At 72.0% G+C, this 23,398-nt stretch carries 22 protein-coding genes; 4 read left to right on the forward strand and 18 right to left on the reverse strand.

Annotated elements, in window-relative coordinates; translation table 11 throughout:
- Nucleotides 1–54: 54 nt before the first annotated feature.
- Together ACFQ7Q_RS14375 and ACFQ7Q_RS14380 are read left to right on the forward strand one after the other, a co-directional pair.
- Complete coding sequence (locus ACFQ7Q_RS14375) at nucleotides 55–546, forward strand: DUF2975 domain-containing protein (RefSeq protein ID WP_383554052.1); 492 nt, start codon at nucleotides 55–57, stop codon at nucleotides 544–546.
- Nucleotides 546–800 carry a helix-turn-helix domain-containing protein gene (locus ACFQ7Q_RS14380; protein WP_383554055.1) on the forward strand — a complete coding sequence of 85 codons (255 nt, stop codon included), beginning with the start codon at nucleotides 546–548 and terminating at the stop codon, nucleotides 798–800. Before ACFQ7Q_RS14375 ends, ACFQ7Q_RS14380 begins: the two co-directional genes overlap by 1 nt.
- Nucleotides 801–1,108: 308 nt before the next feature.
- Here ACFQ7Q_RS14380 and ACFQ7Q_RS14385 read toward each other — a convergent pair whose 3' ends face one another.
- Nucleotides 1,109–1,630, reverse strand: a complete 522-nt coding sequence (locus ACFQ7Q_RS14385) for a GbsR/MarR family transcriptional regulator (RefSeq protein WP_383554058.1) — start codon at nucleotides 1,628–1,630, stop codon at nucleotides 1,109–1,111.
- A 62-nt stretch (nucleotides 1,631–1,692) separates the two neighbouring features.
- On the opposite strand from ACFQ7Q_RS14385, the gene ACFQ7Q_RS14390 reads away from it, so the two are divergent.
- Nucleotides 1,693–2,598: an ATP-binding cassette domain-containing protein gene (locus ACFQ7Q_RS14390; RefSeq protein WP_383554061.1), complete on the forward strand. Its 906-nt coding sequence runs from the start codon at nucleotides 1,693–1,695 to the stop codon at nucleotides 2,596–2,598.
- Nucleotides 2,595–4,178 (forward strand): ABC transporter permease, encoded by a 1,584-nt coding sequence (locus ACFQ7Q_RS14395; RefSeq protein ID WP_383554064.1) that lies wholly within the window; start codon nucleotides 2,595–2,597, stop codon nucleotides 4,176–4,178. The genes ACFQ7Q_RS14390 and ACFQ7Q_RS14395 overlap by 4 nt, the downstream gene beginning before the upstream one ends.
- Before the next feature lie 89 nt (nucleotides 4,179–4,267).
- On the opposite strand, the gene ACFQ7Q_RS14400 is transcribed toward ACFQ7Q_RS14395, so the two are convergent.
- The 17 genes from ACFQ7Q_RS14400 to ACFQ7Q_RS14480 form a co-directional block, all read right to left on the reverse strand.
- Nucleotides 4,268–5,470 (reverse strand): cytochrome P450, encoded by a 1,203-nt coding sequence (locus ACFQ7Q_RS14400; protein ID WP_383554067.1) that lies wholly within the window; start codon nucleotides 5,468–5,470, stop codon nucleotides 4,268–4,270.
- A gap of 33 nt (nucleotides 5,471–5,503) precedes the next feature.
- Complete coding sequence (locus ACFQ7Q_RS14405) at nucleotides 5,504–6,163, reverse strand: response regulator transcription factor (protein ID WP_329118839.1); 660 nt, start codon at nucleotides 6,161–6,163, stop codon at nucleotides 5,504–5,506.
- The gene (locus ACFQ7Q_RS14410) at nucleotides 6,160–7,467 is read right to left on the reverse strand and encodes a sensor histidine kinase (RefSeq protein WP_383554160.1); all 1,308 of its coding nucleotides are present in this window, start codon (nucleotides 7,465–7,467) and stop codon (nucleotides 6,160–6,162) included. Before ACFQ7Q_RS14410 ends, ACFQ7Q_RS14405 begins: the two co-directional genes overlap by 4 nt.
- A gap of 117 nt (nucleotides 7,468–7,584) precedes the next feature.
- Nucleotides 7,585–8,442, reverse strand: a complete 858-nt coding sequence (locus tag ACFQ7Q_RS14415) for an SDR family oxidoreductase (RefSeq protein ID WP_383554070.1) — start codon at nucleotides 8,440–8,442, stop codon at nucleotides 7,585–7,587.
- A gap of 61 nt (nucleotides 8,443–8,503) precedes the next feature.
- Nucleotides 8,504–9,373 carry an alpha/beta hydrolase gene (locus ACFQ7Q_RS14420; RefSeq protein ID WP_383554073.1) on the reverse strand — a complete coding sequence of 290 codons (870 nt, stop codon included), beginning with the start codon at nucleotides 9,371–9,373 and terminating at the stop codon, nucleotides 8,504–8,506.
- Between the two features lie 94 nt (nucleotides 9,374–9,467).
- Nucleotides 9,468–10,697, reverse strand: coding sequence for a kynureninase (kynU, locus tag ACFQ7Q_RS14425; protein ID WP_383554076.1), 1,230 nt, complete (start codon nucleotides 10,695–10,697; stop codon nucleotides 9,468–9,470).
- The gene (locus ACFQ7Q_RS14430) at nucleotides 10,690–11,538 is read right to left on the reverse strand and encodes a tryptophan 2,3-dioxygenase family protein (protein WP_383554079.1); all 849 of its coding nucleotides are present in this window, start codon (nucleotides 11,536–11,538) and stop codon (nucleotides 10,690–10,692) included. Before ACFQ7Q_RS14430 ends, kynU begins: the two co-directional genes overlap by 8 nt.
- A 112-nt stretch (nucleotides 11,539–11,650) precedes the next feature.
- Nucleotides 11,651–12,544: a DUF3152 domain-containing protein gene (locus ACFQ7Q_RS14435; protein WP_383554082.1), complete on the reverse strand. Its 894-nt coding sequence runs from the start codon at nucleotides 12,542–12,544 to the stop codon at nucleotides 11,651–11,653.
- 242 nt (nucleotides 12,545–12,786) lie between these two features.
- Nucleotides 12,787–13,200 carry a DUF3151 domain-containing protein gene (locus ACFQ7Q_RS14440; RefSeq protein WP_383554086.1) on the reverse strand — a complete coding sequence of 138 codons (414 nt, stop codon included), beginning with the start codon at nucleotides 13,198–13,200 and terminating at the stop codon, nucleotides 12,787–12,789.
- Nucleotides 13,201–13,214: 14 nt separating this feature from the next.
- Nucleotides 13,215–14,651 carry an MFS transporter gene (locus ACFQ7Q_RS14445; protein ID WP_383554089.1) on the reverse strand — a complete coding sequence of 479 codons (1,437 nt, stop codon included), beginning with the start codon at nucleotides 14,649–14,651 and terminating at the stop codon, nucleotides 13,215–13,217.
- Nucleotides 14,652–14,727: 76 nt separating this feature from the next.
- Nucleotides 14,728–16,719 (reverse strand): Ig-like domain repeat protein, encoded by a 1,992-nt coding sequence (locus ACFQ7Q_RS14450; RefSeq protein ID WP_383554092.1) that lies wholly within the window; start codon nucleotides 16,717–16,719, stop codon nucleotides 14,728–14,730.
- A gap of 111 nt (nucleotides 16,720–16,830) precedes the next feature.
- On the reverse strand, nucleotides 16,831–18,003 hold the full coding sequence (locus tag ACFQ7Q_RS14455) for a MalY/PatB family protein (RefSeq protein ID WP_383554095.1): 1,173 nt from the start codon (nucleotides 18,001–18,003) through the stop codon (nucleotides 16,831–16,833).
- Nucleotides 18,004–18,075: 72 nt separating this feature from the next.
- The gene (gene fbaA / locus ACFQ7Q_RS14460; protein WP_383554098.1) at nucleotides 18,076–19,098 is read right to left on the reverse strand and encodes a class II fructose-bisphosphate aldolase; all 1,023 of its coding nucleotides are present in this window, start codon (nucleotides 19,096–19,098) and stop codon (nucleotides 18,076–18,078) included.
- Between the two features lie 246 nt (nucleotides 19,099–19,344).
- Nucleotides 19,345–19,893, reverse strand: coding sequence for an orotate phosphoribosyltransferase (gene pyrE, locus ACFQ7Q_RS14465; RefSeq protein ID WP_315894058.1), 549 nt, complete (start codon nucleotides 19,891–19,893; stop codon nucleotides 19,345–19,347).
- A 104-nt stretch (nucleotides 19,894–19,997) separates the two neighbouring features.
- On the reverse strand, nucleotides 19,998–20,798 hold the full coding sequence (locus tag ACFQ7Q_RS14470; RefSeq protein ID WP_383554101.1) for an aldose 1-epimerase: 801 nt from the start codon (nucleotides 20,796–20,798) through the stop codon (nucleotides 19,998–20,000).
- Between the two features lie 21 nt (nucleotides 20,799–20,819).
- Complete coding sequence (locus tag ACFQ7Q_RS14475; RefSeq protein WP_383554103.1) at nucleotides 20,820–21,653, reverse strand: SRPBCC domain-containing protein; 834 nt, start codon at nucleotides 21,651–21,653, stop codon at nucleotides 20,820–20,822.
- 68 nt (nucleotides 21,654–21,721) lie between these two features.
- Nucleotides 21,722–23,389: a polyamine aminopropyltransferase gene (locus ACFQ7Q_RS14480; protein ID WP_383554106.1), complete on the reverse strand. Its 1,668-nt coding sequence runs from the start codon at nucleotides 23,387–23,389 to the stop codon at nucleotides 21,722–21,724.
- Nucleotides 23,390–23,398: the final 9 nt, after the last annotated feature.

The raw sequence follows: 23,398 nt of genomic DNA on the forward strand, positions 1-23,398 counted from the left end.
CGAACCTATCGATTATCAATAGATTCCCATCGTGACTCGATCGAAGGAGCGACGATGGGAAGACTGACGGTGCTCGCGCTGCGCGCCGTGCTCGTGGTGGTGCTCGTCGGCACCGTGCTCGTACAGGCGCTGATGGTGTGGACGTTGGTCAGCGGGAACGACCCGGAGGACGGGTCCCTCCCGCTGACCCCGCTCCGCGTGATCACGATCCTGGGCCTGGTGTCGGCCCAGGTCGCCCTGGTCTGCGTATGGCGGCTGGTGACGATGGTGCGACGCGGAACCGTGTTCTCCCACACCGCCTTCCGGTACGTGGACGTCGTGATCGGCGCGATCGTGGCGGCCGCCCTCCTGTGGTTCGCGGTCACGGCCCTCAACGCACCGGGCCAGCGGGACGACCCCGGCGTCACCGTGATCATGGGCGGGATCGGCCTGGCGATCCTGGGGGTCGCGCTGATCGTGCTCGTCCTGCGGACGCTGCTCGCCCAGGCCGTCGCTCGCGATGTCGAGGCGAAGGCGATGAAGGCAGAGCTGGACGAGGTGATCTGATGCGGATCATCGTCGACATCGACGTGATGATCGCCAAGCGGAAGATGTCCGTCGGCGAGCTCGCGGAGCGCGTCGGGATCACCCCGGCGAACCTGGCGGTGCTCAAGAACGGCCGCGCGAAGGCGGTGCGCTTCACGACACTGGCGGCGCTCTGCGAGGTGCTGGAGTGCCAGCCGGGCGACCTGCTGCGGTGGGAGCCCGGGGACGAGACGGACGCCGAGACGGAGACCGCGACGACCGCGACGAAGGGCTGACCGCACCCACGGCCACCCCGTACCGAGGCCCGGGCCCGGGCTCAGGCCCGGCCCGAAGCCCCGCCTCGCACCGGGCTGAAACCCGCACCGCCGCTCCAGGCCGAGGCCTCGCCTCGCGCCCAGACGAGGCCCGAGCCCCGCCCGAAGCCGAAGCCCGGGCCGAGGCCCAAGCCGAAGTCCGGAGCCGAAGCCCGGGGCCCGCCCCAAGCCGAGGCCCAAGCCGAAGCCCGGAGCCGAAGCTCGGGCCCCGCCCGAGGCCGAAGTCCGGAGGCGAAGTCCGGAGCCGGGCCCCAGGCCGAGGCCTGGGTCTACGCCTCGGACTCCGCGTCGGCCGCCTTCGACGCCTTGCGCTCCCGCCAGCGGTCGATCAAGCCGAGCATCTCCTCCTGGAGGAACTCGAAGAACTCCGCGGTCTCCGCCGTCCGCCGCCCCGCCGCCGTGCCCGGGCCGAGGATCTCGGAGCCGTCCCGGAGCACCTTCTCCCAGCGCACCAGGATCTGGTCGCGGCGGGTGATCGTCTCGTACCAGACCTCGTTGTGGAGGACGTAGCGCTCGCGGCGCGAGCCCGGGTCGCGTTCGCGGCTGACCATGCCGACCTGGTTGAGGTAGCGGACGGCTCCGGAGACGGCGGCCGGGCTGATCTGCAGCTGCTCCGCGAGCTCGGCGGAGGTCATCGACGCCGATTCCGAGGCGAGCAGCGCCGCGAACACCCGCGAGGCCATCCGCTGCATCCCGGCCTCGGTCAGTTCGGCGGCGAAGCGCTCCACGAACCGGGACACACCCTCGTCGTTGCCCGCGCCGCCGGCGCCGGTCGTCGTCATCTCGCTCATCCCCCGACTTTATACGCTTCCTTAACTTCAGAATTTTGTGAAAGTAGCGTACGTTCTGAAGCATGACGAAGGCAATCACCGTCGCCGGGCTGCACAAGTCCTTCGGGCGAACGCACGCGCTGGACGGCCTCGACCTCGCGGTCGAGACCGGTGAGGTCCACGGCTTTCTCGGCCCCAACGGCGCCGGGAAGTCCACCACCATCCGGGTCCTCCTCGGACTGCTGCGCGCCGACTCCGGCGCAGCCCAGCTCCTCGGCCGCGACCCGTGGAAGGACGCCGTCGAGCTGCACCGCCGGGTCGCGTACGTCCCCGGTGACGTGACGCTCTGGCGCAACCTCTCCGGCGGCGAGGTCATCGACCTCTTCGGGCGGCTTCGCGGGGGCCTCGACAAGACGCGGCGGGCCGATCTGATCGAGCGGTTCGAGCTCGACCCGACGAAGAAGGGGCGGACGTACTCCAAGGGCAACCGCCAGAAGGTCGCCCTGGTCGCCGCCTTCGCCTCCGACGTCGACCTGCTCATCCTCGACGAGCCCACCAGCGGCCTCGACCCGCTGATGGAGGAGGTCTTCCAGAGCTGCGTCGCCGAGGCGCGCGTGCGCGGGTGCACGATCCTGCTCTCCTCGCACATCCTCAGCGAGGTCGAGACCCTCTGCGACCGGGTCAGCATCATCCGCAAGGGGCAGACGGTGGAGAGCGGTTCGCTCGCGGACCTGCGCCACCTCACCCGTACCAGCGTCACCGCCGAACTCGCCGGCGCGCCGAACGGGCTCGCGCACCTCCCCGGCGTCCACGACCTCGCCGTCCAGGGGCACAAGGTGCGGCTCCAGGTCGACACCGACAAGCTCGACGCGGTGCTGCGCTCGCTGACCGAGTCGGGGGTGCGTTCGCTGACGAGCACCCCGCCCACGCTGGAGGAGCTCTTCCTCCGCCACTACGCGGAAGAGACTGCCGAGGTGACCGCGCGATGAGCACGCTCGCCGTGCAACTGACCGGGACCGGCGCCCTGGCACGGCTCGCGCTGCGCCGCGACCGGGTGATGCTGCCGATCTGGGCGCTCGTGACCGGCGGCATGGTCGCCAGTGGTGTCGGCTCCCTGGAGGGCCTGTACGGAACCCAGGAGCAACGGACCGAGCTGGCCGCGTCGATGAACGCCAACAGCTCGATGCGCTCGCTGTACGGGCCGGTGTTCGGCGACTCGCTCGGCGGGCTGGTGGCCTGGCGCTTCAGCACCTTCGCCGCCGTGCTCGCGGCCGTGATGAGCCTGATCATCGTCATCCGGCACACGAGGGAAGAGGAGGAGACCGGGCGTCAGGAGATGCTCTCCTCCGCGGTGGTGGGCCGACGGGCCCCGCTGACCGCCGCGCTGCTCGCGGCGCTCGTGGCCAACACGGCCGTCGCGCTCCTGATCACGGCCGGGCTCGCCGGGCAGGGTGCGGGCGGGGCGCTCGCCCTCGGCCTCGCGGTCGGCGGCACGGGGATGCTCTTCGCCACGATGGCGGCGATCGTCGCGCAGCTGACGGAGAGCGCGCGGCTGGCGAAGGGGCTGACGGCGGCGGTGCTGGGCCTTGCCTTCGCGCTGCGGGCGGCGGGGGACGCGGGGACGCCCGGGGGGTCGTCGGTGCTCACGTGGCTCTCGCCGATCGGGTGGGCCGAGAACGTGCGCGCCTTCGCGGGTGAGCGGTGGTGGGTGCCGGCGCTGATCGCCGTGGCCGTGCTCGTACAGGCGGCGGTGGCGTACGAACTGGCCGGCAGGCGCGATGTGGGCATGAGCTTCCTGCCGACGCGGCCGGGCCCCGCGGTGGGGCGGCTCGGGACGGCCTGGGCGCTGGCCTGGCGGCTGCAGCGGGGCGGTGTGCTCGGCTGGTCGGTCGGCTTCCTGCTCGGCGGGATCGTCTTCGGCGGGATGGTCGAGGGCGCGGCGGACATCGTGGGCGACAACGAGCAGGCGCGGCAGATCTTCGAGCGGATGGGCGGTCGGACGGGCCTGACGGACGCCTTCCTGGCGACGATGGTCAACCTGTTCGGGATGATCGCGGCGCTGTACGCGGTCGGTTCGGTCCTGCGGCTGAACGGCGAGGAGACGTCTCAGCGGGCGGAGCCGATCCTGGCGAACGCGGTGGGGCGGGTGCGGTGGGCGGCCGGTCACCTGGTGATCGCGTTCGGGGGCGCGGCGCTGATCATGCTGCTGAGCGGCCTCGGTCTGTACGTCTCGTACGGCTCGGACCTCGGCCCGATCCTCGGTGCGTCGCTGGCGCAACTCCCCGCGATCTGGACCCTTGCGGGGCTCGCGGTCCTGCTGTGGGGCGCGTTCCCCGGAGCGGCGGTGGCGGGGTGGGGGGCGGCGGGCCTGTGCCTGGCGCTGGGCTGGATCGGCCCGGCACTGGATCTTCCGCAGTCGCTCCTGAACCTGTCGCCCTTCGGCCACCTGCCGAAGCTCCCGGGCGGGACCATGGCCTGGGGCCCGACCCTGACCCTGACGGCCCTGTCCCTGGCCTTCGTGGCGACGGGCCTGTGGCGCCTGCGCGTTCGCGACGTGACGACGTCCTGAAGGGCGCCGCCCGGGGCCGAGTGGACACCGGCCCCGGGCGGGGCCTGGCGGGCCCCGCCCGGATCGGTCCCCTCGGCGACGGGTGGGGTCTACACCTCCACCAGGAGTTCGTTCACGCCTCTGATGACGTAGCCCGGGTTCCACCGGGGCTCCGCCGCCAGGCGCAGGTCCGGGGCGCGGCGGATCAACTCGTCGAAGATCGCCGTCAGTTCCAGGCGGGCCAGTGGCGCGCCCAGGCAGTAGTGGATGCCCGCGCCGAAGGTGATGTGGGGGTTCTCCTTGCGGGTCAGGTCCAGGACGTCGGGGGACGCGAAGCGAGCGGGGTCCCGGTTCGCCGAGCCGAAGAGGAGGGCCACCTCCGAGCCGCGGGGGATCCGGACGTCGCCCACCTCGATGTCGTCCAGGACCCAGCGCTCGAACATCTGCAGCGGGGTGTCGTAACGCAGCAGCTCTTCCACAGCTGTGGACAACATTCCGTCAGGATCCCGCCGCAGCTCCGCGAGCTGTTCCGGATGCCGCAGCAGTGTCCACCAGCCGTTGACCGTCGTGTTCACCGTCGCCTCGTGCCCCGCGTTCAGCAGCAGCACGCAGGTGGAGATCATCTCCTGCTCGGTCAGCTCCTCCACCGCGATCAGCGAGGAGATCAGATCCTCCCCCGGATCCTTCCGCCGCCGCTCGATCAACTCCCGCAGGTACGCCGAGAAGTCGAGCGACGCCTGGACCGCCCGCCGTGCCGTCTCCTCCGACGGGTTCAGCTCGAACATGCCGCAGATCTCCGCCGACCAGGGCCGCAGCCGCCCCCGCTCCTCGTCCTCCGCCGGAATGCCCAGCATCTCCGCGATCACGGCGACCGGGAGCGGCTCCGCCACGTCCGCGAGGAGGTCCCCGCCGCCCCGCTCGACCAGGCCGCCGACGAGCTCCGCCGCCAGTCTCCGCACCGTCGGCGCCAGGTTCTCCACCGTCCGCGGGGTGAACGCCTTCGAGACCAGGCGCCGGATCCGTGTGTGGTCGGCCGCCTCCAGGTCGAGCAGACCGTGGTCGTTGAGGGTGTGGAAGGGCTCGTGCGCCGCCGGCGGAGGCGTGCGCCCGAACTCCTCGTGCGTGAAGCGATGCGTGTACGTACGGCCGAGGCGCCGGTCCCGCAGCAGCGACGACACGTCCTCGTAGTGCGGGATCAGCCATTGGCGGGTCGGCGCGTACCAGTGCGCACGGCCCGTCGCCCGCAGCTCGGCGTAGGCGGGGTACGGGTCCGCGACGAAGGCCGGCGACCACGGCTCGAAAGGAACGTCCATGACCGGACGCTACCGGCCCGGGCCGGAGAGGCCCTAGCCGCCGACCTGTACCAGTCTCGCCTCGTACGCGAACACCGCCGCCTGGGTCCGGTCCCGCAGCCCCAGTTTCACCAGGATGCGACTGACGTGCGTCTTGATCGTCGACTCGGCCACCACCAGATGGTCGGCGATCTCCGCGTTCGACAACCCCTGCGCGATCAGCACGAGCACCTCGGTCTCGCGCTCGGTCAGGTCCCCCACCTGGGCCAGCGTCGGTGGCCTCGGCGTCTCGGCCGCCTTCGCGAACTCGGTGATCAGCCGCTTCGTCACGGTCGGCGCGAGCAGCGCCTCGCCGGCCGCCACGACCCGTACCCCGTCGGCCAGCTGCCGCGCCGACGCGTCCTTGAGCAGGAAGCCCGAGGCCCCGGCGCGCAGCGCCTGGTAGACGTACTCGTCGAGATCGAAGGTCGTCAGGACCAGCACCTTCGCGTCCGCGTCCGCCGCGACGATCTCGCGGGTCGCCTCGATCCCGTTCAGCTCCGGCATACGGATGTCCATCAGGACCACGTCCGGGCGCAACGCCGCCACCTGCGCGATCGCCTCGCGGCCGTTGACGGCCTCGCCGACGACCTCGATGTCCGGCATCGCGCCGAGCAGCACCGAGAAGCCCTCTCGGACCATCATCTGGTCGTCGACGATCAGTACCCGGATCACTGGTCCGTCTCCTCACGCGTCACGGGGATGAAGGCCGTGACCTCGTAGCCGCCGTCCTCGGTCGGCTCGGACGTCATCTCGCCGTTCAGCATCGACACCCGCTCCCGCATCCCGGTGATGCCGTGGCCCGCACCGGGGGAGGGCTTCACCAGGCCGCGCGCCGGGCCGTTGACGATCCGCAGGCCCAGGCCACCGAGGACGTAACTCACCTCGACCTTCGCCCCGGCGCCGGGCGCGTGCCGCAGCACGTTGCTCAGCGCCTCCTGGATGATCCGGTACGCCGAGAGCTCCACGCCCTGCGGAAGCTCCCGCACCGCGCCGGTCACCGTCTTCTCGACGTCGAGCCCGGCCTCGCGGACGTTGCCGATCAGCCCGTCGAGCTCGGCCAGCGTGGGCTGCGGGGCGTCGGGGGCCTCGTAGTCCTCCGCTCGGACGACCCCGAGGACGCGCCGCAGCTCGGTCAGGGCAGCGACCGCGTTCTCCCGGATGGTGACGAAGGCCTGCTCCAGCTCCGGCGGCGGGTTCTCGACCCGGTAGGGCGCGGCCTCCGCCTGGATGGCGACCACCGACATGTGGTGGGCGACGACGTCGTGCAGCTCGCGGGCGATGGTGGTCCGCTCTTCGAGGAGCGTGCGCCTGGAGCGTTCCACGGCGGTCACGGTCTGCTGGGCAGTGACGGTCTGTTCGGCCTCGCGGCGGACCTGGAGGACGGTCACGACGAGCATCGCGAGCGCGGAGGGGAAGAGGACCGACACGGCGTTGTCGCTGCCTCCCCGGAGGGTGGTGGCGAAGAAGGCGTACGTGAGGGTGACCACCCATATCCAGGCTCCGGTGCGGGGCCGGGTGCGGGCGGCCACCACCGTCATCACCACCACCTGGGCGATGCCGGACGTCGGTCCCCACGGCCAGCCGTAGTCGTACGAACCGAGGAAGGCGACGAAGGGGGTGAAGGCCAGCGACGCCCAGAACGCCAGCACGGGGCGGACCAGCGTCAGCAGCACGGCCACGGTCGGCATTCCGGCGAAGACGAGGACGAAGACGCCGTTGCCGGACCCGAGGTCCATCCCCATCGCGAAGACGAAGAGGGCGAAGGCGGCCACGATCGCATGCGGCGTCCAGCGGACCTTCCCCCGTATCCGCCCCGGCAGGCGCCGGGTCAGCGGTCCGTCGACCGCCATCGGCGGCAGCGGCCGGTAGTCGAAGGCGTCATGGAAGAGGTCCTGGCGCAGCCCGCCGAGCGCGCCCTGGGCCAGGCGGAACTCGGGGCTGCGGCTCGTTTCACGGGTGTCGGTCACAGCAGCCAAGGTACGGGGGCGGGCGGACGCGGTCGTCACCTTGAATATGGATCCTCCCGCGTCCTCCCTGAGTACTACGGCGCTGACCAGTGCATGCTCGCGGTCGGCGATCGCGCGTGCGCGCGGTCACGCCCGGAAGGCGTCCGCATGGTCCGCGGCCCACCGCGCGAAGGTGCGCGCCGGGCGGCCGGTGACCCGCTCCACCGTGTCGGCGACCGTACGGCCGACCTCGGGGGTGTTGCCGTACGCCTCCAGCAGGAAGCCGATCACGTACTCGTCCAGGCCCGCCGTCCGCCACTGGCCGACGGCCTCGTCCTCCGTCAGCTCGACCAGCCGGATCTCCCGGCCGCGGGCCGCGCCGAGGGTCCCGACCTTGTCGTGCAGGGTGAGGACCTCGGGGCCGGTCACGACGTACGACTGCCCGCCGTGCCCTTCCTCGGTGAGCGCGACGGCGGCGACCGCGCCGATGTCGCCCTCGTGGACCATGGCGCTGAGCCGGTCGGCGAACGGCTCGCGGACCTCGTCGTCGGTCCGGACGCCCGGCGCCCACTCCAGGGCGTTGGACATGAACTCGACCGGCATGACCACCGTCCAGTCGAGCCCCTGGCTCTCCTTGACCGCCCGCTCCAGCGGCGTGTCCTCGCCACCGTGCAGCACGGTCACCCGGCGGACCCCCGCCTTCGCGGCGAGCTCCAGGATGCGCGGGCCGGTCTCCAGCGGGGCGAAGGCCGCGCCGCCGAAGGTGATCAGATGCAGGCCGGTGACGTCCGTCAGGGCGGTGGCGAGCGAGTCCGGGTCGGTGAGGTCGCCGACGGCGATCTCGACGGACTCGGGGAGCACGGCGCGGGCCTTGTCCGCGTCACGGGTGAGGGCGCGGACGGCATGGCCGCGGGCGAGGAGCTCGGCGACGACCTGGCGGCCGACGGTACCGGTGGCTCCGGAGACGAGGACCTTCTGGCTGCTGGTGGTGGTCTGGTTCTTCATGCCTCGACGGTAGGAGGGCTTGCGGTCAGCTTCTGTCCGCAAGCCTCGGCCGTGCGTCCGCTCAGTACGCGAGCTGGGCGATCTCCTCCGCGACCACCGCGCATGCGTCCGCCGCCGGGTCGATCAGCGGGAAGTGGCCGACGTCCTGGAGGAGCGTGAAGCCGACCGTCTCCCCCGCCTTCGCCGCCGCCTCCACATAGGCATCGGCCACGGCCTGCGGGACGACGATGTCGTCCCGGCCCTGGACGACCGTCGTGGCGATCCCCGTCGGCAGCAGCAGCGCGGGGTCGGCATGGCGCGCCCGCACGTCGAACTCGCCTTCCCCGCCCAGGAGTTGGGTCACCGCGCCACCGCAGACCCCGAGCTCCACCGCCCGGTCGAAGTGGGCGATGGGGGCGAGGGCCACCACCCCGCGCAGCTCGGGCGGGGCGGGCAGCCGCCAGGGCGCGTCGGGCGCGAGGACGTGCCGTGCGGCGGCCCACAGGGCGAGATGGCCGCCCGCGGAGTGGCCGGTGAGCACGATCCGGCGGGGGTCGGCCTGCGGCAGATGCTCGGCGGCCAGTCGCGGTACGGCGTCCAGCGCCGCGGCCACGTCGTCGAAGGTCTCCGGCCAGCGCCCCGCGACGGGCGCGGTCCCGCCCTGCCGGGGGATGGCGCTGCCGCGCCGGTACTCGACGTTGGCGACGGCGAAACCTCTCCGCGCCAGAAAGTCCACGAAAGGAGTCAGGTGCTGCCGGTCGTACGGTGCGCGCCAGGCGCCGCCGTGCAGCGCGACGACGAGCGGAGCCCGCTGCCGGCCGTCGCGCGGCGCGTAGAAGTCGACGACCTGGTCGGGGTGTTCGCCGTACGCGGCGGACACATCAGGGGCGACGGCCGGGTGCGAGAAGGCCGATGCTTCCTCGGCGGCGTCGCGCGCGGCGGGGTCCGGCATTCTGTTCCAACCTCTCGGGGACGCGGCCGAATTGGCCTGACCTGCGGGGACCGTACCAGGACTGACGCCCCCACAGATCAAGCGATCATCGGACCTACGAACCCGACACGTCGGCCGGGACCCCCGCGGGGACCTCGGTCAGGACCTCGGCGAGGACCCGTGCCGCCCGCTCCGCGTCCGCGAAGCCGACGTACAGCGGCGTGAATCCGAACCGCAGCACGTCGGGCCGGCGCAGATCGCCGACCACCCCGCGCCGGATCAACTCCGCCATGACGTCCGGTGCCTCGGCGCAGCGCAGCGCGACCTGGCTGCCCCGCTCCCCGTACGGCTCCGGGGTGATCGACGCGACGCGGCCGGCCGGGACGTACTCCCGTACGCACTCCAGGAAGAAGTCCGTCAGGGCCAGGGACTTCACCCGGACGTCCTCGATGTCGACCCCGTCCCAGACGTCCAGCGCCGCTTCGAGCGCCAGCATGGACAGGATGTCGGGCGTGCCGACACGGCCCCGGAGCGCGCCCGCCGCCGCCTCGTAGCCGGGGGTCATCCCGAACGGGTCGGCGTGCGAGTTCCAGCCGGGCAACGGCGAGTCGAAGGCGGCCTGGTGGCGCTCGGCGACGTACAGGTACGCGGGCGAACCGGGGCCGCCGTTCAGGTACTTGTAGGTGCAGCCGACGGCCAGGTCGACCCCGTGCTCGTCCAGGCCGACCGGCAGGGCGCCCGCGCTGTGGCACAGGTCCCAGACGGCGAGCGCGCCCGCCGACCGGAGCGCGGCCGTGATCCCGGGCAGGTCGTGCAGCCGGCCGGTGCGGAAGTCGACATGGTTGACCAGGGCCGCGGCCGTGCGCGGCCCGACCGCGCCCGGTATGTCGGCGGGCGCGACCGGCACGATCCGGTGGCCGGTCACGCGGGCCGCCGACTGGGCGATGTACCCGTCCGTGGGAAAGGTCGTCGCGTCGACGAGGATCTCGTCCCGGTCGTCCGTGCTCAGCCGGGCGGCGGCGACCATCGCCTTGAAGACGTTCACGCTGGTCGAGTCGCCGACCACGATCTGTCCGGGGGCGGCGCCGACGAGCGGGGCGATCCGGTCGCCGATCCGCTCGGGCGCGGTCCACCAGCCGCTCTCGTCCCAGGAGCGGATGCGCAGCTGCCCCCACTCGCGGGTGATGACGTCGGCCATCCGGGCGGGGACGTGCGCGGGCAGGGCGCCGAGCGAGTTCCCGTCGAGGTAGACCGTCTCGTCGTCGAGGGCGAACTTCTCCCGCAGCTTGGCCAGCGGGTCCTCCGCGTCCCTGCGCAGAGCGTTCTCGCGCAAGGACTCAGACATGGCTGCGCGCCGTCCACAGCTCGGGGAACACGTTCTTCTGCGCGCGCTTCTCCAGCCAGGCCACGCCCGCCGAGCCGCCGGTGCCCGTCTTGGAGCCCATGGCCCGCCGGGTCGCGACGAGGTGGTCGTTGCGCCAGCGCCAGATCAGTTCGGCGACATCGCTCAGCGCCTCGCCCAGTCGGACGAGTTCGGCGTTCTGGTCGGTGTCGGCGTAGATCCCGGCCCAGATCCGCTCGATCTCGGGCGACGGCTCGTACTTCTTCGCCAGGTCGCGGTCGAGCACGGCCTCCGGCACGGGCAGCCCGCGCCGGGCGAGGAGCCTGAGCACCTCGTCGTACAGGCTGGGCTCCTGGATCGCCTTCTCCAGCTCGGCGTGGACGCGGGGCGCACCGCGGTGCGGCACCAGCATCGACGCGGACTTCTCGCCGAGCAGGAACTCCATCCGCCGGTACATCGCCGACTGGAAGCCGGAGCCCTCGCCGAGGGCGGCGCGGTAGGAGTTGAACTGCGCGGGGGTGAGCTGGGCGAGCGGCCGCCAGGACTGGTTCAGCGCCTCCAGCTCGCGCACGGAGCGCTTGAGCGCGTCCATCGCCACCGGGATGCGGTCCTCGCGCAGCGCGCGGCCCGCGGTCTCCCACTCGTGGACGATGACGGTGAACCACAGCTCCATGACCTGGGTGGTGACCAGGAAGACCATCTCGCCCGGATCGTCGGAGCGGAGGTGCTGGAGGTGGGTGAGTACGTCCGCCTGTACGTAGTCCTCGTACGGCGTGGTGCCCGCGAAGTCGAGGTTCGGGTCTGTGACCGAACCGGCTCCGGAGGCATCGGGGAAGGTGGACATCGCTGTCTCCTCGATACGCAACTACCGGGTAGCGGTCCGCTCCTTCCGTTTGGCAAGTGGAGCCCCGGTCCCCTCGGGGCCGCGTGCTTCGTCGCGCGCGGTCCCATGCGCATCATGGCACGATCGGGCCCTGGATGTAGCTACCGTCTTCGTCATACGGAAATGCGTTCGAACGGCAACCGTTGAGGCCCTTGATCTGCTGCATCATCACCGGCGCGAGCTTGCCCGGCCCAGGGCAGCTCATATGCATCCGGATGCCGATCTCGTGTCCGACCTCGTGGTTGATGATCAGATGCCGGTACTCCGCCGGGGTACCGGAGAAGGTCGGGGAGCCGAGCATCCAGCGCTTGAGGTTCACCACGACACCCTGGGTGGTCTCGCAGTTCAGCTCGCCGCGGGTGTTGAGGCCCTGCGCGAGACAGAGCCTGTCGGCGGTCTTCGGGGTGGCGACCCGGATGACGAAGTCGGCGTTCTCGGAGACCAGCTGGAAGCGTCCGCGGCCGTGGGCGGCCCAGCCGCGCGGATGGTCGAGGATCTGCTGGATCTCGGCGGCGACCTGGCGGGCGGAGAGGTCGATGCCGTCCTCGACCTGGACGCGGTAGCGGCGCAGGGTGCCGCCGCTGCCGACGGCGTCGCCGGTGGACTGGGCGGTGGTGAAGGTACCGGCGCCGGAGGCCGGCACGGTCGTCTTCCTGGGCGTCGACGACGGCTTCGGCTTGGGGGTGGTCGGCTTCGGCTTCGGCGGGGGCGTCGTGGCCGCCGGGGGCGGAGGCGGCACCGTCGTCCGCTCGGCGGTGGGGGCCGCGGCCTCGGCGGAATCGGGCTTCTCGGCGCCGTTGTAGTGGGCGAGGGCGGCGCCTGCGCCGAGGGAGAGGGCGACCAGTGCCAGTGTCGGCAGGGCGAGCCGTCTTATGGGGCTTTTCGGACGCCTCTTGGACCGGCCCCGGCCCCGCCGGCGGCTCTGTGTGCGGCCCCGGCCTGCGGGTGCGGCGGCACGCTTGCCCAAGACAGACTTCTCCCCTGCGTCAGCCGGAGTGGGGGAAGAGGGTGGGGCCTCTGTGCCGGCGGCTCGGTACAACGGTCCGAAGGATCGTAACCGTCACTTCGAACGCCCTCGAACGGCCGCGGGAGTATGACCGGAATTCCCCCTGCCCTCGGGGACAGGGGGAACCGAGCGTCACCGCGAGGCTGCGCCAGGTACCGGCCGAGGGTCTCGGCCAGGGCATCACCTCACGGCTGCGCCGGATGTCAGCCGAGGGTTTCGGCCGCCGTCTCGGAGGAGTCGCGCAGGAACGTCGAGCAGCGCTCGTACTCCTCCTTCTCACCGATCTCGCCGGCGGCCCGCGCCAGCGCGTGCAGCGCCCGCAGGAAGCCCCGGTTCGGCTCGTGCTCCCACGGCACCGGGCCGTGTCCCTTCCAGCCACTGCGGCGCAGCGCGTCCAGGCCGCGGTGGTAGCCCGTACGGGCGTACGCGTACGACTCGACGACGCGACCGCCCTCGTACGCCTCGTCGGCGAGCTGGGCCCAGGCCAGCGAGGAGGTCGGGTACTTCGCGGCGACGTCCGCCGGTGCCACGCCGTTCGCGAGCAGCTCGCGCGGCTCCGGGTCGTCGGGCAGGTGGGTGGGGGGCGGTCCCCCCAGCAGGTTCTCGTGGATGGCCATGAGGCCAGTCTGCCTCAGCTGTTGCCCGGGTCCAGCGGCGGCGCCGTCACCCCGCAGTGCACCTTGCACTCGGGGTGGCAGTCGGCCCTGCCGACCGGCGCCCGCACCGTCGCCCAGGCGAGGACCGCCCCCGCCACCATGAGCCCCGCGCACATCGGCATCGCCCGCTGGAACGTCTCCCCGAACTCCTCCGCCGAGCGGTACGCCTCGGGCCCCATGCCCGCCAGCGCGGGCAGCGCCGCGACCGCGAGCAGGCCCGCCGCGCGGGCGGCCGCGTTGTTGATCCCGCTCGCCAGACCGGCGCGCGCCACGTCCACCGAGGCCAGGACGGTCGCCGTCAGCGGGGCCACCACGACGGTCAGGCCGAGGCCCAGCACCACCATCGCCGGCAGCACGTCCAGCACGTAGGAGGCGTCCTCGCCCACCCGCAGCATCAGCAACATCCCGCCGGCACACAGCAGCGGCCCCACGGTCAGCGGGATCCGCGGCCCGATCCTCTCGCCCAGCTCCCCCGCCTTCGCCGACAGCAGCAGCATCAGCACGGTGGTCGGCAGCAGCGCCGTGCCGGCCGCGAGCGCCGAGTAGCCGGACACCACCTGCAGCTGGAGCGTGGCCAGGAAGAAGAAGCCGCCGAGCGCCGCGTACACGCACAGCGTCACGAGGTTGACCACGGTGAACAGCCGGGACGCGAAGACCGACGGCGGCACCATCGCGGTCTCGCCCCGCCGCCGCTCCACCAGGACGAACGCCGTCCCGACCACCAGGCCGAGCGCCCCGGCCCACCACGACTCGGCGATCAGCGCGTAGGTGACGAGGGCGAGCCCCGCCGCGCCGAGGAAGGCGCCGAGGACGTCGAAACGGCCCCGCGCGGACTCGTCCCGCGACTCGGGCACATGGCGCAGCGCGACCGGTACGCACAGCGCGGCCAACGGCACGTTCAGCAGGAACACCCAACGCCAGCCGGGCCCGTCGACCAGCCACCCGCCGACGAACGGCCCGATCGCCGCGCCGACCCCGCCGAACCCGGACCACAGCCCGACGGCCTTCGCCCGGTCGTCCGGGTGGAAGCTCGCCTGGATCAGCGCGAGCGAGCCGGGGGTGAGCAGCGCGCCGCCGATGCCCTGGAGGGCGCGGGCGGCGATCAGCACTCCGGCGTTGGGCGCGATCCCGCAGAGCAGCGACGCGATCGCGAACCACACGATCCCGACGACGAAGACCTTCCGCCGCCCGTACCGGTCACCGAGCGCCCCACCGAGCAGGATCAGACCGGCGAGCGTGAGCATGTAGGCGTTGACGATCCACTGGAGGTCGGCCATGTCGGCCCCCAGGTCCTCGCCGATGTGCGGCAGGGCGACATTGACGACGGTGGAGTCCAGCAGCGCCATTCCGGACCCGAGAACGGTGGTGAAGACGATCCACCGCCCCGTGCCGGAGCTCAACCGGATGTCCATGCCTGCATGGTCCCGCGAACCACGGAGCCCCGCCCGCCGGAACGGCGAACGGGGCCCATGTCGGTGCGGATGTGCCTCAGCGGGTGAAGTTGAAGTACTTCCAGGAACCGTAGATCGTCGTGTTCACGTTGTCGCCGGAGGAACCGTCGATGTACGCCGAGCGGACACGGAAGCGGTACCCGGCCGCCCCGTCGCCGTCCACGGTCACGTACGCCATGCCGTTGGCGTTCAGCTGGAAGTAGTCCGCGGCGACGTGCTGCCACGCACCCCCGTACCAGATCTGGAGGTCCAGCCGAGTGCTGCGACCCGGGAAGGAGTTGTGCCAGGCGGCGATCATCGGATCGGTCGTCTGGTGGTAGGTCTGGTACGAGACTCCGCCGATCGTCGTCCACTTGTAGTGGCGCGACAGCGTGGTCGTCAGACCCGCCCGCGTGTAGACGGCCGAACGGGCTTCGGCCGGAGCGGAGCGGGAGTCACCGGCGAAGTTCACGGACACCCAGGTGTCGCGGGTCATCTTGAGCTGCGCCGCGAGCTTGCCCTCCGAGTTGACCGCGCCGCGCCGGAGCAGCTTCTTGGGCTCCGGGCCGATCGGGTCGGCCCAGATCTCCACCTCACGGTTCTTGTACGTCGGGCCGAGCGTGGCCGTGTACCAGACGGGGGTGTTGAAGTTGACGTTGAGCCCGTTGCGGTCCAGCGTCAGCGCGCTCTTGTTCCGCGAGACCTCGACCTTGGCGGTCGAGGAGGCGCCGTTGTGCGCGGCGTCCCCGGCGTACTCGACCTTGTAGGTCACGCCGCCGCCGGCGGTCGGGGTGTCGGTGAACGAGAAGGCCCCGTTCGCACCGAGCGTCTTGGTCCCGAGCGCCTTGCCCTGCGGGGCGTCGACGTCGTACCGGGTGACGGTGAGCGGCGTACCGGCCGGGAGGGGCACGGAGGCCGTGACCGTACCGGTGACGGTGAGCGGCTTGAGGACGGGCGAGGTCGCGGGGACCTTGACCGTCACGACCGGCGCGGACATGGTCGGCGTGTCCAGGACGTGAAGGCGAGGGCTCGCCCCGTACGAGGTGGTGACCGCGAAGAGGCGGCTGCCGCCCGGCTCCCAGGCGAGACCGCCGTTGGCGAGGGAATCCCCGCCGCTGGAGGTGCCCGTGGAGGGGAAGTCGTACTGCCGCACGGAGGTGGTCTCGCCCGGCCGGTAGACGAAGACGTCATTGCCGTACGACGAGTCCGAGCCCGCGGCGACGGTGCCGTCGGGTGCGACGGCCACGGCCGAGCCGTGGTAGTCGCTGGCGTAGCCGCCGACCTCGGCGAGGTCGGCGGTCTGCCACACGAAGTGCTGGTTTCCGGCACCGGCCGTGATGAGACGGCTGCCGTCCGGGGTGTACGCGAGATCGTTGATCATGCTGCGATTGCTCACGCTGTCGGCGGTCCGCGCGGTGCGGCTCGCCGTGCCGGCGGTCACGTCGTACACGCCCACCGTGAACCGGTGGTGGTAGGACGACGCGGCGGCGATGCCGTTCGGGTTGGTCGGCGAGGTGACGAGCCTCGGGGCACCCGAGTAGTTCGTCTCGGCGTCCTGCGCGAGGGTCACCACGGGCTCGGCGCCGGAGACGTCGATCGAGCCGATGTCGCCGTGGTCGCCGTTGCCGTAGCCGAACCAGATCTTGCCGCCCGCGAGGGCGACGTGCTGCGGGTCGGTGCCCTCGCCCGTCGCGTACCGGGCGGTCTCGGTGACGGTCTGCGTCTCCAGGGAGACGACGACGTCGGCGCCGGGAACCGCGGCGTACAGGCTGCCCGCGTCCCCGGAGAGCGCGAGACCGGTGACGCCCGGCAGGCCGGTTGCCGTGGCCAGGACCGTGCCGGCGTAGTCGGTGGCGACGACCTTGCCGAGGTACGGGTCACTGATGAAGACCCGCTGGTGGACGCCGTCCACCACCATGTCGCCCACGGACGACACGGGCAGAACCTTGTTGCTGTCGGCGGCCGCGTGGCCGGCCGTTCCCGCGACGAGGGCCGCGGAGCTGAAGAGGACCGCGAGCGACGTCGCGGCCGAGAGGGTGCGCTTGCGCACGATGAGAGAGACCCCCCAAAGACTTGGTCTCCGGCCCCGGATCGGGGCACGGTGAGCGAAGACTAGATCACGCCACCGACAGCCCGCCTCCCGGTATCCCCGTCGGCCGCCTCACCCCGTCCGCAGCCTGCTCGCGGCCCTCACCAGCGCATCCACTCCCCGCTCGGCCTTCTTACGCGGGCAGCCGATGTTGAGCCGGACGAACCCGGGGGCGCCGTAGACACCGCCCGGCATGATCGCGACCTTCTCGGTCTCCACCAGCTCGCGCTGGAGCGCGGTCTCGTCGATGCCGAGCGGGCGCAGGTCGATCCAGGCCAGGTAGCCCGCCGGCGGAGGTGTCCAGGTCACGCCCGGCAGCCCGTCCGTGAGCCGCTCCTCCAGGAGTCGCATGGTTCCGGCCACGTACGCCCGCAGCTCGTCCAGCCAGGGACCGCCCTGGGTGTACGCGGCGATGTGGGCGGTCAGCGAGAGCACGGCCGGGGAGGCGAGGCCCTCGCCGGTCTCCATGCGGCGGATGAACGTCGCGCGCTCCTCGGGGTCGCCGATGATCCCGTACGAGCCCGAGAGCGCGGGGAAGTTGAAGGCCTTGGTGCCCGAGGTGATCAGGGCCCAGCGCCGGAGGCTCACGGCCTCGGCGACACGGCTGAAGGGCAGATGGCGGTGGCCGTCCGCCACCAGGTCCGCGTGGATCTCGTCGCTGACGAGAGCGACGCCGTGCCGCTCGGCGAGGCGGGCGAACTCCGCCAGCTCGTCCTCCCGCCAGACCCGGCCGGTCGGGTTGTGCGGCGAGCAGAGCAGCAGCATCCCGGCGTCCGGCCGCGCCAGCTCCGCCTCCAGCGCCTCCATGTCCCCGACCGGTACGCCGCGCAGCTCACGCCCCAGTCCGGTGACGGCCTTGCGGAAGCCGTCGTACGTCGGGGTGTGCACGACCACCCCGTCGCCGGGCTCGGTCCACATCCGGAGCAGCTGTGAGAGCTGGTTCAGCACGGACGGCGCGTAGACCAGCGCCTCGACGTCGAGCGCGGTGTCGTAGCGGGTCGCGTACCAGTGGCGGATCGCCTCCCGGAACTCGCCGAGCCGCCAGTCCGTGTAGCCGAACACCCCGTGCTCGACCCGCTCCTTCAGGGCGCTCAGCACCTCCGGCGGGGAGGCGAAGTCCATGTCGGAGATGGTGAACGGGAGCAGGTCGGACACCGCGAAGCGGTCCGCTATCCCGTCCCACTGCACCGACCAGGTGCCGCGCCGGTCGATCTCACGGTCGAAGTCGTGGGTGTGCGTCGTCAACTCAGGTACCTCCGGACATGCCGAGGGCCCGGCACCACCGAGGGGGTCGTACCGGGCCCGTCGAACAGAGCCTTACTTCAGCTTCGTGCCGGTCGAGCGCAGCGCGGCACACGCCTCGGTGACGCGCGCGGCCATGCCGGCCTCGGCCAGCTTGCCCCAGGTGCGCGGGTCGTAGGTGGACTTCTTGCCGACCTCGCCGTCGACCTTCAGGACACCGTCGTAGTTGCGGAACATGTGGTCCACGACCGGGCGGGTGAAGGCGTACTGGGTGTCGGTGTCGAGGTTCATCTTCACGACGCCGTTCTCCAGCGCGGTGGCGATCTCCTCGGCCGTCGAGCCCGAGCCGCCGTGGAAGACGAAGTCGAACGGGTTGGCCTTGCCGTACTTCTCGGCGACACCGGCCTGGAGGTCCTTGAGGAGCTCGGGGCGCAGGACGACGTTGCCCGGCTTGTAGACGCCGTGCACGTTGCCGAAGGAGGCGGCCAGCAGGTAGCGGCCCTTCTCGCCCAGGCCCAGGGCCTCGGCGGTGCGGATCGCGTCGTCGACGGTGGTGTACAGCTCGTCGTTGATCTCGTGGCTGACGCCGTCCTCCTCGCCACCGGTCGGGGTGATCTCGACCTCAAGGATGATCTTGGCGGCGGCGGCCTTGGCGAGCAGCTCCTGGCCGATGGCCAGGTTGTCGGCGAGGGTCTCGGCGGAGCCGTCCCACATGTGCGACTGGAACAGCGGGTTGCGACCGGCCTGGACGCGCTCGGCGGAGATGTCGAGCAGCGGGCGGACGTAGCCGTCCAGCTTGTCCTTCGGGCAGTGGTCGGTGTGCAGCGCGACCGTGATGTCGTACTTGGCGGCGACGATGTGCGCGTACTCGGCCAGGGCGACCGCGCCCGTGACCATGTCCTTGTTGTACTGGCCGCCCAGGAACTCGGCGCCACCGGTCGAAATCTGGATGATGCCGTCGCTCTCGGCCTCCGCGAAGCCGCGCAGCGCAGCGTGCAGGGTCTGGGACGAGGTCACATTGATGGCCGGGTAGGCGAACTTGCCTGCCTTCGCCCGGTCGAGCATCTCGTTGTAGACCTCGGGGGTTGCGATGGGCATTCGTCCGCTCCTTGTGATGTGCGGTGGGGTGCGTTGCTTGTCCCTGACCTGGGGCGACGTCATCGTCGGGGCCCATCTTTCCAGACTCTCCTGCGGACGCCAGGACGAAGGGGCGGAGCGTTTCACGTGAAACACTCCGCCCCTCATCAAAGCCGCAGGTCAGGCCCGCACCGTCGGCGGCCCCGGGACCTAAGTCACGACTTCGCGTCGGTCAGGCCGGGACCGTCCCTGGCGTCGGCCGGGCTGCTAGGCCAGGCCCAGCTCGTCCAGCGCGAAGGCGTACAGGTACGGCACGCCCGCCGTGGTGCTGATCTTCTCGCCCGCGCCGGTCGCCCGGTCCACGATCGTGGCGACCGCGACGACCTCGGCACCGGCCGCCCGCGCCGCCTCGACGGCGGTGAGCGGGGAGCCACCGGTGGTGGAGGTGTCCTCGACGATCAGGACCCGGCGGCCCTTGATGTCCGGGCCCTCGACCTGGCGCTGCATCCCGTGCGCCTTGGCGGCCTTACGGACGACGAAGGCGTCCAGGCGCTTCCCCTGGGCGGCGGAGGCATGCAGCATCGCGGTCGCGACCGGGTCGGCGCCGAGCGTCAGACCGCCCACGGCGTCGAACTCGAGGTCGGCGGTCAGATCGAGCATGACCTGACCGACCAGCGGGGAGGCGGCGCCGTCCAGCGTGATCCGGCGCAGATCGACGTAGTAGTCGGCCTCAAGACCCGACGAGAGGGTCACCTTGCCGTGCACCACGGCCTTGTCCTTGATCTGCTGGAGCAGGTCAGCGCGTACGTCAGTCATGCCCACGAGCTTAGGGGGTGCCTTGTGGATCACGCCGGGCTCCCGACGTCCGGCACGCACGCTGATCCGGCCTGATCCACCAGACACCCGCAATGCGCCTGGCCTTACAACCGCCGCCAGGCCCACGTGGCCGCGATCTCCAGGGGCTCGATCGGGGTCACGTACCGCGCGTGGGTGTTGAGCCCGTTCGGCGGGCCGGACTGCGGCTCCACGCAGACCGCCGCCTCCTGCTGGTCGTAGATCACCACCCACTCCGCGCGGCTGGTCACCTTGAGTTCCAGCCACTCCGGCCAGGTGAGGGTGACGTCCACGCCGCCGGGCATACCGAAGCAGTCGTCCCAGGGGCCCGGGGTGGGGCCGATCCGGCGCCCGGTGGGGAGATGGTCGGCGCCGCGCTCCTCCTGCCAGTCGGCGGTGAAGTCGATGCGGACGTCCCTGCCGTCCTCCCCGAGCCTGCGGTTGAACCACGGGTGCCAGCCGGCCTGGGCGGGGAAGGAGTCGGCGTGGGTCTCGACGCCCAGGGTGAGCGTGAGTCCGTCCTCGGTCAGCTCGAAGAGCTGCGTGACCCGTCCGGCGTACGGCCAGGGGTCCCCGAGTTCATAGGTGAACGCGGCCGTGCGGCCGTCCCCGTCCGCCGTCCTGGCGGCCTTCCACACGGCGTCGCGGCCGGTGCCGTGCATCGCGTGCGGCGGGGAGTTGAGGGGCATCTGGTGCGTCTCGGCGCCGTCGCGGAACCGCCCGTTCTCGATCCGCCCGCACCACGGCACCATCGGGAAGCACCCATACCGCTCGCCCTGGCGCAGCAGCTCCGTTCCCGCGATCCGCAGGCTCTCGATCCGGCAGCCGTTGTCGGGGTTGATGGTCAACTCGGCGTCGCCCGCCGTCAGTCGTGTCAGCTCGCTCACGGCTCCGACAGTAGACGGGGATCAGCGTCGGCGGCGCAGGGCCCGGCCGACGACGACCGCGGAGGCGAGCGCGAGCGCGGCCGCGGGGGCGATCCAGCGCAGGGTGGCGCCCGCGGTGGTCGACTCGGGCGCCGGGACGGGCGCGTACCGCCCGCGCGGCGGGGCGTGGTCGACCTCCTCGGCGGACCGCCCGATCATGGTGCGCCGGGCGTGCGCGGCCTCGGCGGCGGGCGGCTCGGCGGGGTACTCGATCGGCGTGTCCTCGAACTCCCCGCCCGCGAGGGGGTCGAGGGACGGCGGCGGGACCGGTGTGTCGAAGACGGTCGGGCGGTGGGGCTCCTCGACGCCGTCGTCGACGCCGTCGCTGTCACTGTCGTCCTCGTCCTCGTCCTCGTCCTCCGCCTCGTCGACGGCGAGGTCCGTGGCGGGCTCCGCGACGGCGGCCAGGCCCGCGACGAACTTCTCGATCAGCCGCTGGGCCGCCGACTCCCGCGCCTCCTCGGAGAGGTCCGCGAGGCGCCCGGTCTGCTGGGCTGCACCGGTGAAGGCGAGCGTCGTCCCGTCGGCCACCGGAGTGAGCGCGATCGCCAGGGAGAACGTCACCGAGCCCTTGCCCCGGACCTCGGTGCCCTTGCCCTCGACGGCGATGACCCCGTCCCGTTCGGTCATGCGAAGCGCGCCGCGGTAGGTGATCGTGTTGCCGCCGGCGCGGATTCTCAGCCGGCCCGACAGCGGGCCAGCCTCCGCGTCGGCGTCCTGCTGGAGACCGGGGACGCAGCGCGCCACCCGGGCAGGGTCCGTGAGCGTCTCGCGCAGGACGTCGGTCGGTACCGGAACGAACACCTCATGCTCCATGGAAGCCGAGCCTACTCAGACCGGGCGTCGGCGTCGCCTGTTTGTCCGGGGAGCGCTTCCCGCGACGCTCAACCGCCGTAGCGCGGGTGCACCAGCGTCGAGGCCGGCGGTCCGGCTCCGCGCGGGTCGCGGGTGGCCTCCGCGGCCCGTGCCCCGGCCGCGAGGTCGTCCACCGTCAGGGACCGCAGCCGGGGAGCGTCGGGGGCGAGGGCCAGGTCGGGCGGGTAGGTGTCGGCGACGGCCAGGAGGTATCCCCAGTCCCCGGTCCCGGTGCTCACCTCGGGGAAACGGTCCATCCGCTCGGCCCGGTCGGGTCCCGCGGCGACCCGCGCGCCCCGGCCCCGCGCGCTGTAGGGCCGGGTCGCATAGCCCGCCGCGCGCAGAGTGGAATCGACCGTCCAGAAGGTGCGGGGGCGGGCCGAGACCGAGCCGACGTGGACGACGAGCCGCCCGCCGTCGGCGAGGACGCGGGAGGCCAACCCGTAGAACTCCTGCGAGTACAGCTTGGTGCTGGCGGAGATCCCGGGATCGGGCAGGTCCGAGATCACCACGTCGTACCGCCCGCCCTCCTCCGCTTCGCGCAGCCAGCGGAAGCCGTCCGCGAACGCCACCCGCACGCGCGGGTCGCGGTAGGCATGGCCGTTGAGGGCGGCCAGCTCGGGATTGGTCCGGGCGAGTCGTACGACTCCGGGGTCGAGCTCGACGACGGTGACGGAGCGGACGCCGGGGTAGCGCAGCACCTCGCGGGCGGCGAGCCCGTCGCCGCCGCCGATGATCAGCACGCGCGCGTGAGGCCCGTTCATCGCGGGGTGCACCAGCGATTCGTGGTAGCGGTACTCGTCCTGACCGCCGACCCGCAGCCGCCCGTCCACGAAGAGGTCCGGCGGTCCGCCGGGCTCGCCCGTCACCACCACCTCCTGGAGATCGGTGTGGACGGCGACCCGCACGCTGTCGCCGTACACCGCGCGGCGCGCCGCCCGTTCGAAGTCGTCGACGAGGACGGTCGCGGTGGCGAGGACGGCGAGCACCGTCACGTTCGCGGCGATCAGCAGCGCCCGGGACCGGGGCGTCAGGTCGCGCCGGAACAGCCAGAGCACCAGGCCGCCGCCCGCCACCGCGTTCACGGCGCCGGTCACGAGCGCGCCCGTGAGCTGTCCGAGCCAGGGCAGCAGCAGGAACGGGAAGGCGAGTCCGCCGACGAGCGCGCCGACATAGTCGGCGGCGAACAGGTCGGCCACGGTCCCGGCGGGGTCGCGGGCGCCCTCCCTCTCCCGCGCGCCGGCGGCGCGCGCCGACTCCGCCTTCTGGATCAGCGACATCAGGAGCGGAATCTCCGCCCCGATGAGCACCCCGATGGCGAGGGAGAACCCCACGAGGACGTACCGGGCCTCGCCGATCCACGCGAACGCGGCGTACAACACGAGGGCCGAACAGCCGCCGATCAGGGCGAGTCCGCCCTCGACCAGGCCGAAGCCGACGGCGGCGCGGCAGCGCAGCCGCTTGGCGAGCAGCGAGCCGACACCCATCGCGAAGACCATCAACGACAGCACGACGGACGCCTGGGTGACCGAGTCGCCGATCAAGTACGAGGCGAGCGCGACCAGTTCCAGCTCGTAGACGAGTCCGCATGCGGCACAGACGAAGACCACGACGAGGACCGGATACCGCACCGCGCTCGGTCGCTCGGGCGCCCGCGTCACCCTCTTGGGTGGCAGGGTCACGGGCGGATCGATCATGTTCGTAAC

It is taken from the genome of Streptomyces sp. NPDC056527 (assembly GCF_042794475.1).
Classification (GTDB): domain Bacteria; phylum Actinomycetota; class Actinomycetes; order Streptomycetales; family Streptomycetaceae; genus Streptomyces.

Excerpts from the sequence above, each read along its gene's own strand:
- ACFQ7Q_RS14375 (WP_383554052.1), top strand. The coding sequence starts at position 55 with ATGGGAAGACTGACGGTGCTCGCGCTGCGCGCCGTGCTCGTGGTGGTG.
- ACFQ7Q_RS14380 (WP_383554055.1), top strand. The coding sequence starts at position 546 with ATGCGGATCATCGTCGACATCGACGTGATGATCGCCAAGCGGAAGATG.
- ACFQ7Q_RS14385 (WP_383554058.1), bottom strand. The coding sequence starts at position 1,630 with ATGAGCGAGATGACGACGACCGGCGCCGGCGGCGCGGGCAACGACGAG.
- ACFQ7Q_RS14390 (WP_383554061.1), top strand. The coding sequence starts at position 1,693 with ATGACGAAGGCAATCACCGTCGCCGGGCTGCACAAGTCCTTCGGGCGA.
- ACFQ7Q_RS14395 (WP_383554064.1), top strand. The coding sequence starts at position 2,595 with ATGAGCACGCTCGCCGTGCAACTGACCGGGACCGGCGCCCTGGCACGG.
- ACFQ7Q_RS14400 (WP_383554067.1), bottom strand. The coding sequence starts at position 5,470 with ATGGACGTTCCTTTCGAGCCGTGGTCGCCGGCCTTCGTCGCGGACCCG.
- ACFQ7Q_RS14415 (WP_383554070.1), bottom strand. The coding sequence starts at position 8,442 with ATGAAGAACCAGACCACCACCAGCAGCCAGAAGGTCCTCGTCTCCGGA.
- ACFQ7Q_RS14420 (WP_383554073.1), bottom strand. The coding sequence starts at position 9,373 with ATGCCGGACCCCGCCGCGCGCGACGCCGCCGAGGAAGCATCGGCCTTC.
- kynU (WP_383554076.1), bottom strand. The coding sequence starts at position 10,697 with ATGTCTGAGTCCTTGCGCGAGAACGCTCTGCGCAGGGACGCGGAGGAC.
- ACFQ7Q_RS14430 (WP_383554079.1), bottom strand. The coding sequence starts at position 11,538 with ATGTCCACCTTCCCCGATGCCTCCGGAGCCGGTTCGGTCACAGACCCG.
- ACFQ7Q_RS14440 (WP_383554086.1), bottom strand. The coding sequence starts at position 13,200 with ATGGCCATCCACGAGAACCTGCTGGGGGGACCGCCCCCCACCCACCTG.
- ACFQ7Q_RS14445 (WP_383554089.1), bottom strand. The coding sequence starts at position 14,651 with ATGGACATCCGGTTGAGCTCCGGCACGGGGCGGTGGATCGTCTTCACC.
- fbaA (WP_383554098.1), bottom strand. The coding sequence starts at position 19,098 with ATGCCCATCGCAACCCCCGAGGTCTACAACGAGATGCTCGACCGGGCG.
- pyrE (WP_315894058.1), bottom strand. The coding sequence starts at position 19,893 with ATGACTGACGTACGCGCTGACCTGCTCCAGCAGATCAAGGACAAGGCC.
- ACFQ7Q_RS14475 (WP_383554103.1), bottom strand. The coding sequence starts at position 21,653 with ATGGAGCATGAGGTGTTCGTTCCGGTACCGACCGACGTCCTGCGCGAG.
- ACFQ7Q_RS14480 (WP_383554106.1), bottom strand. The coding sequence starts at position 23,389 with ATGATCGATCCGCCCGTGACCCTGCCACCCAAGAGGGTGACGCGGGCG.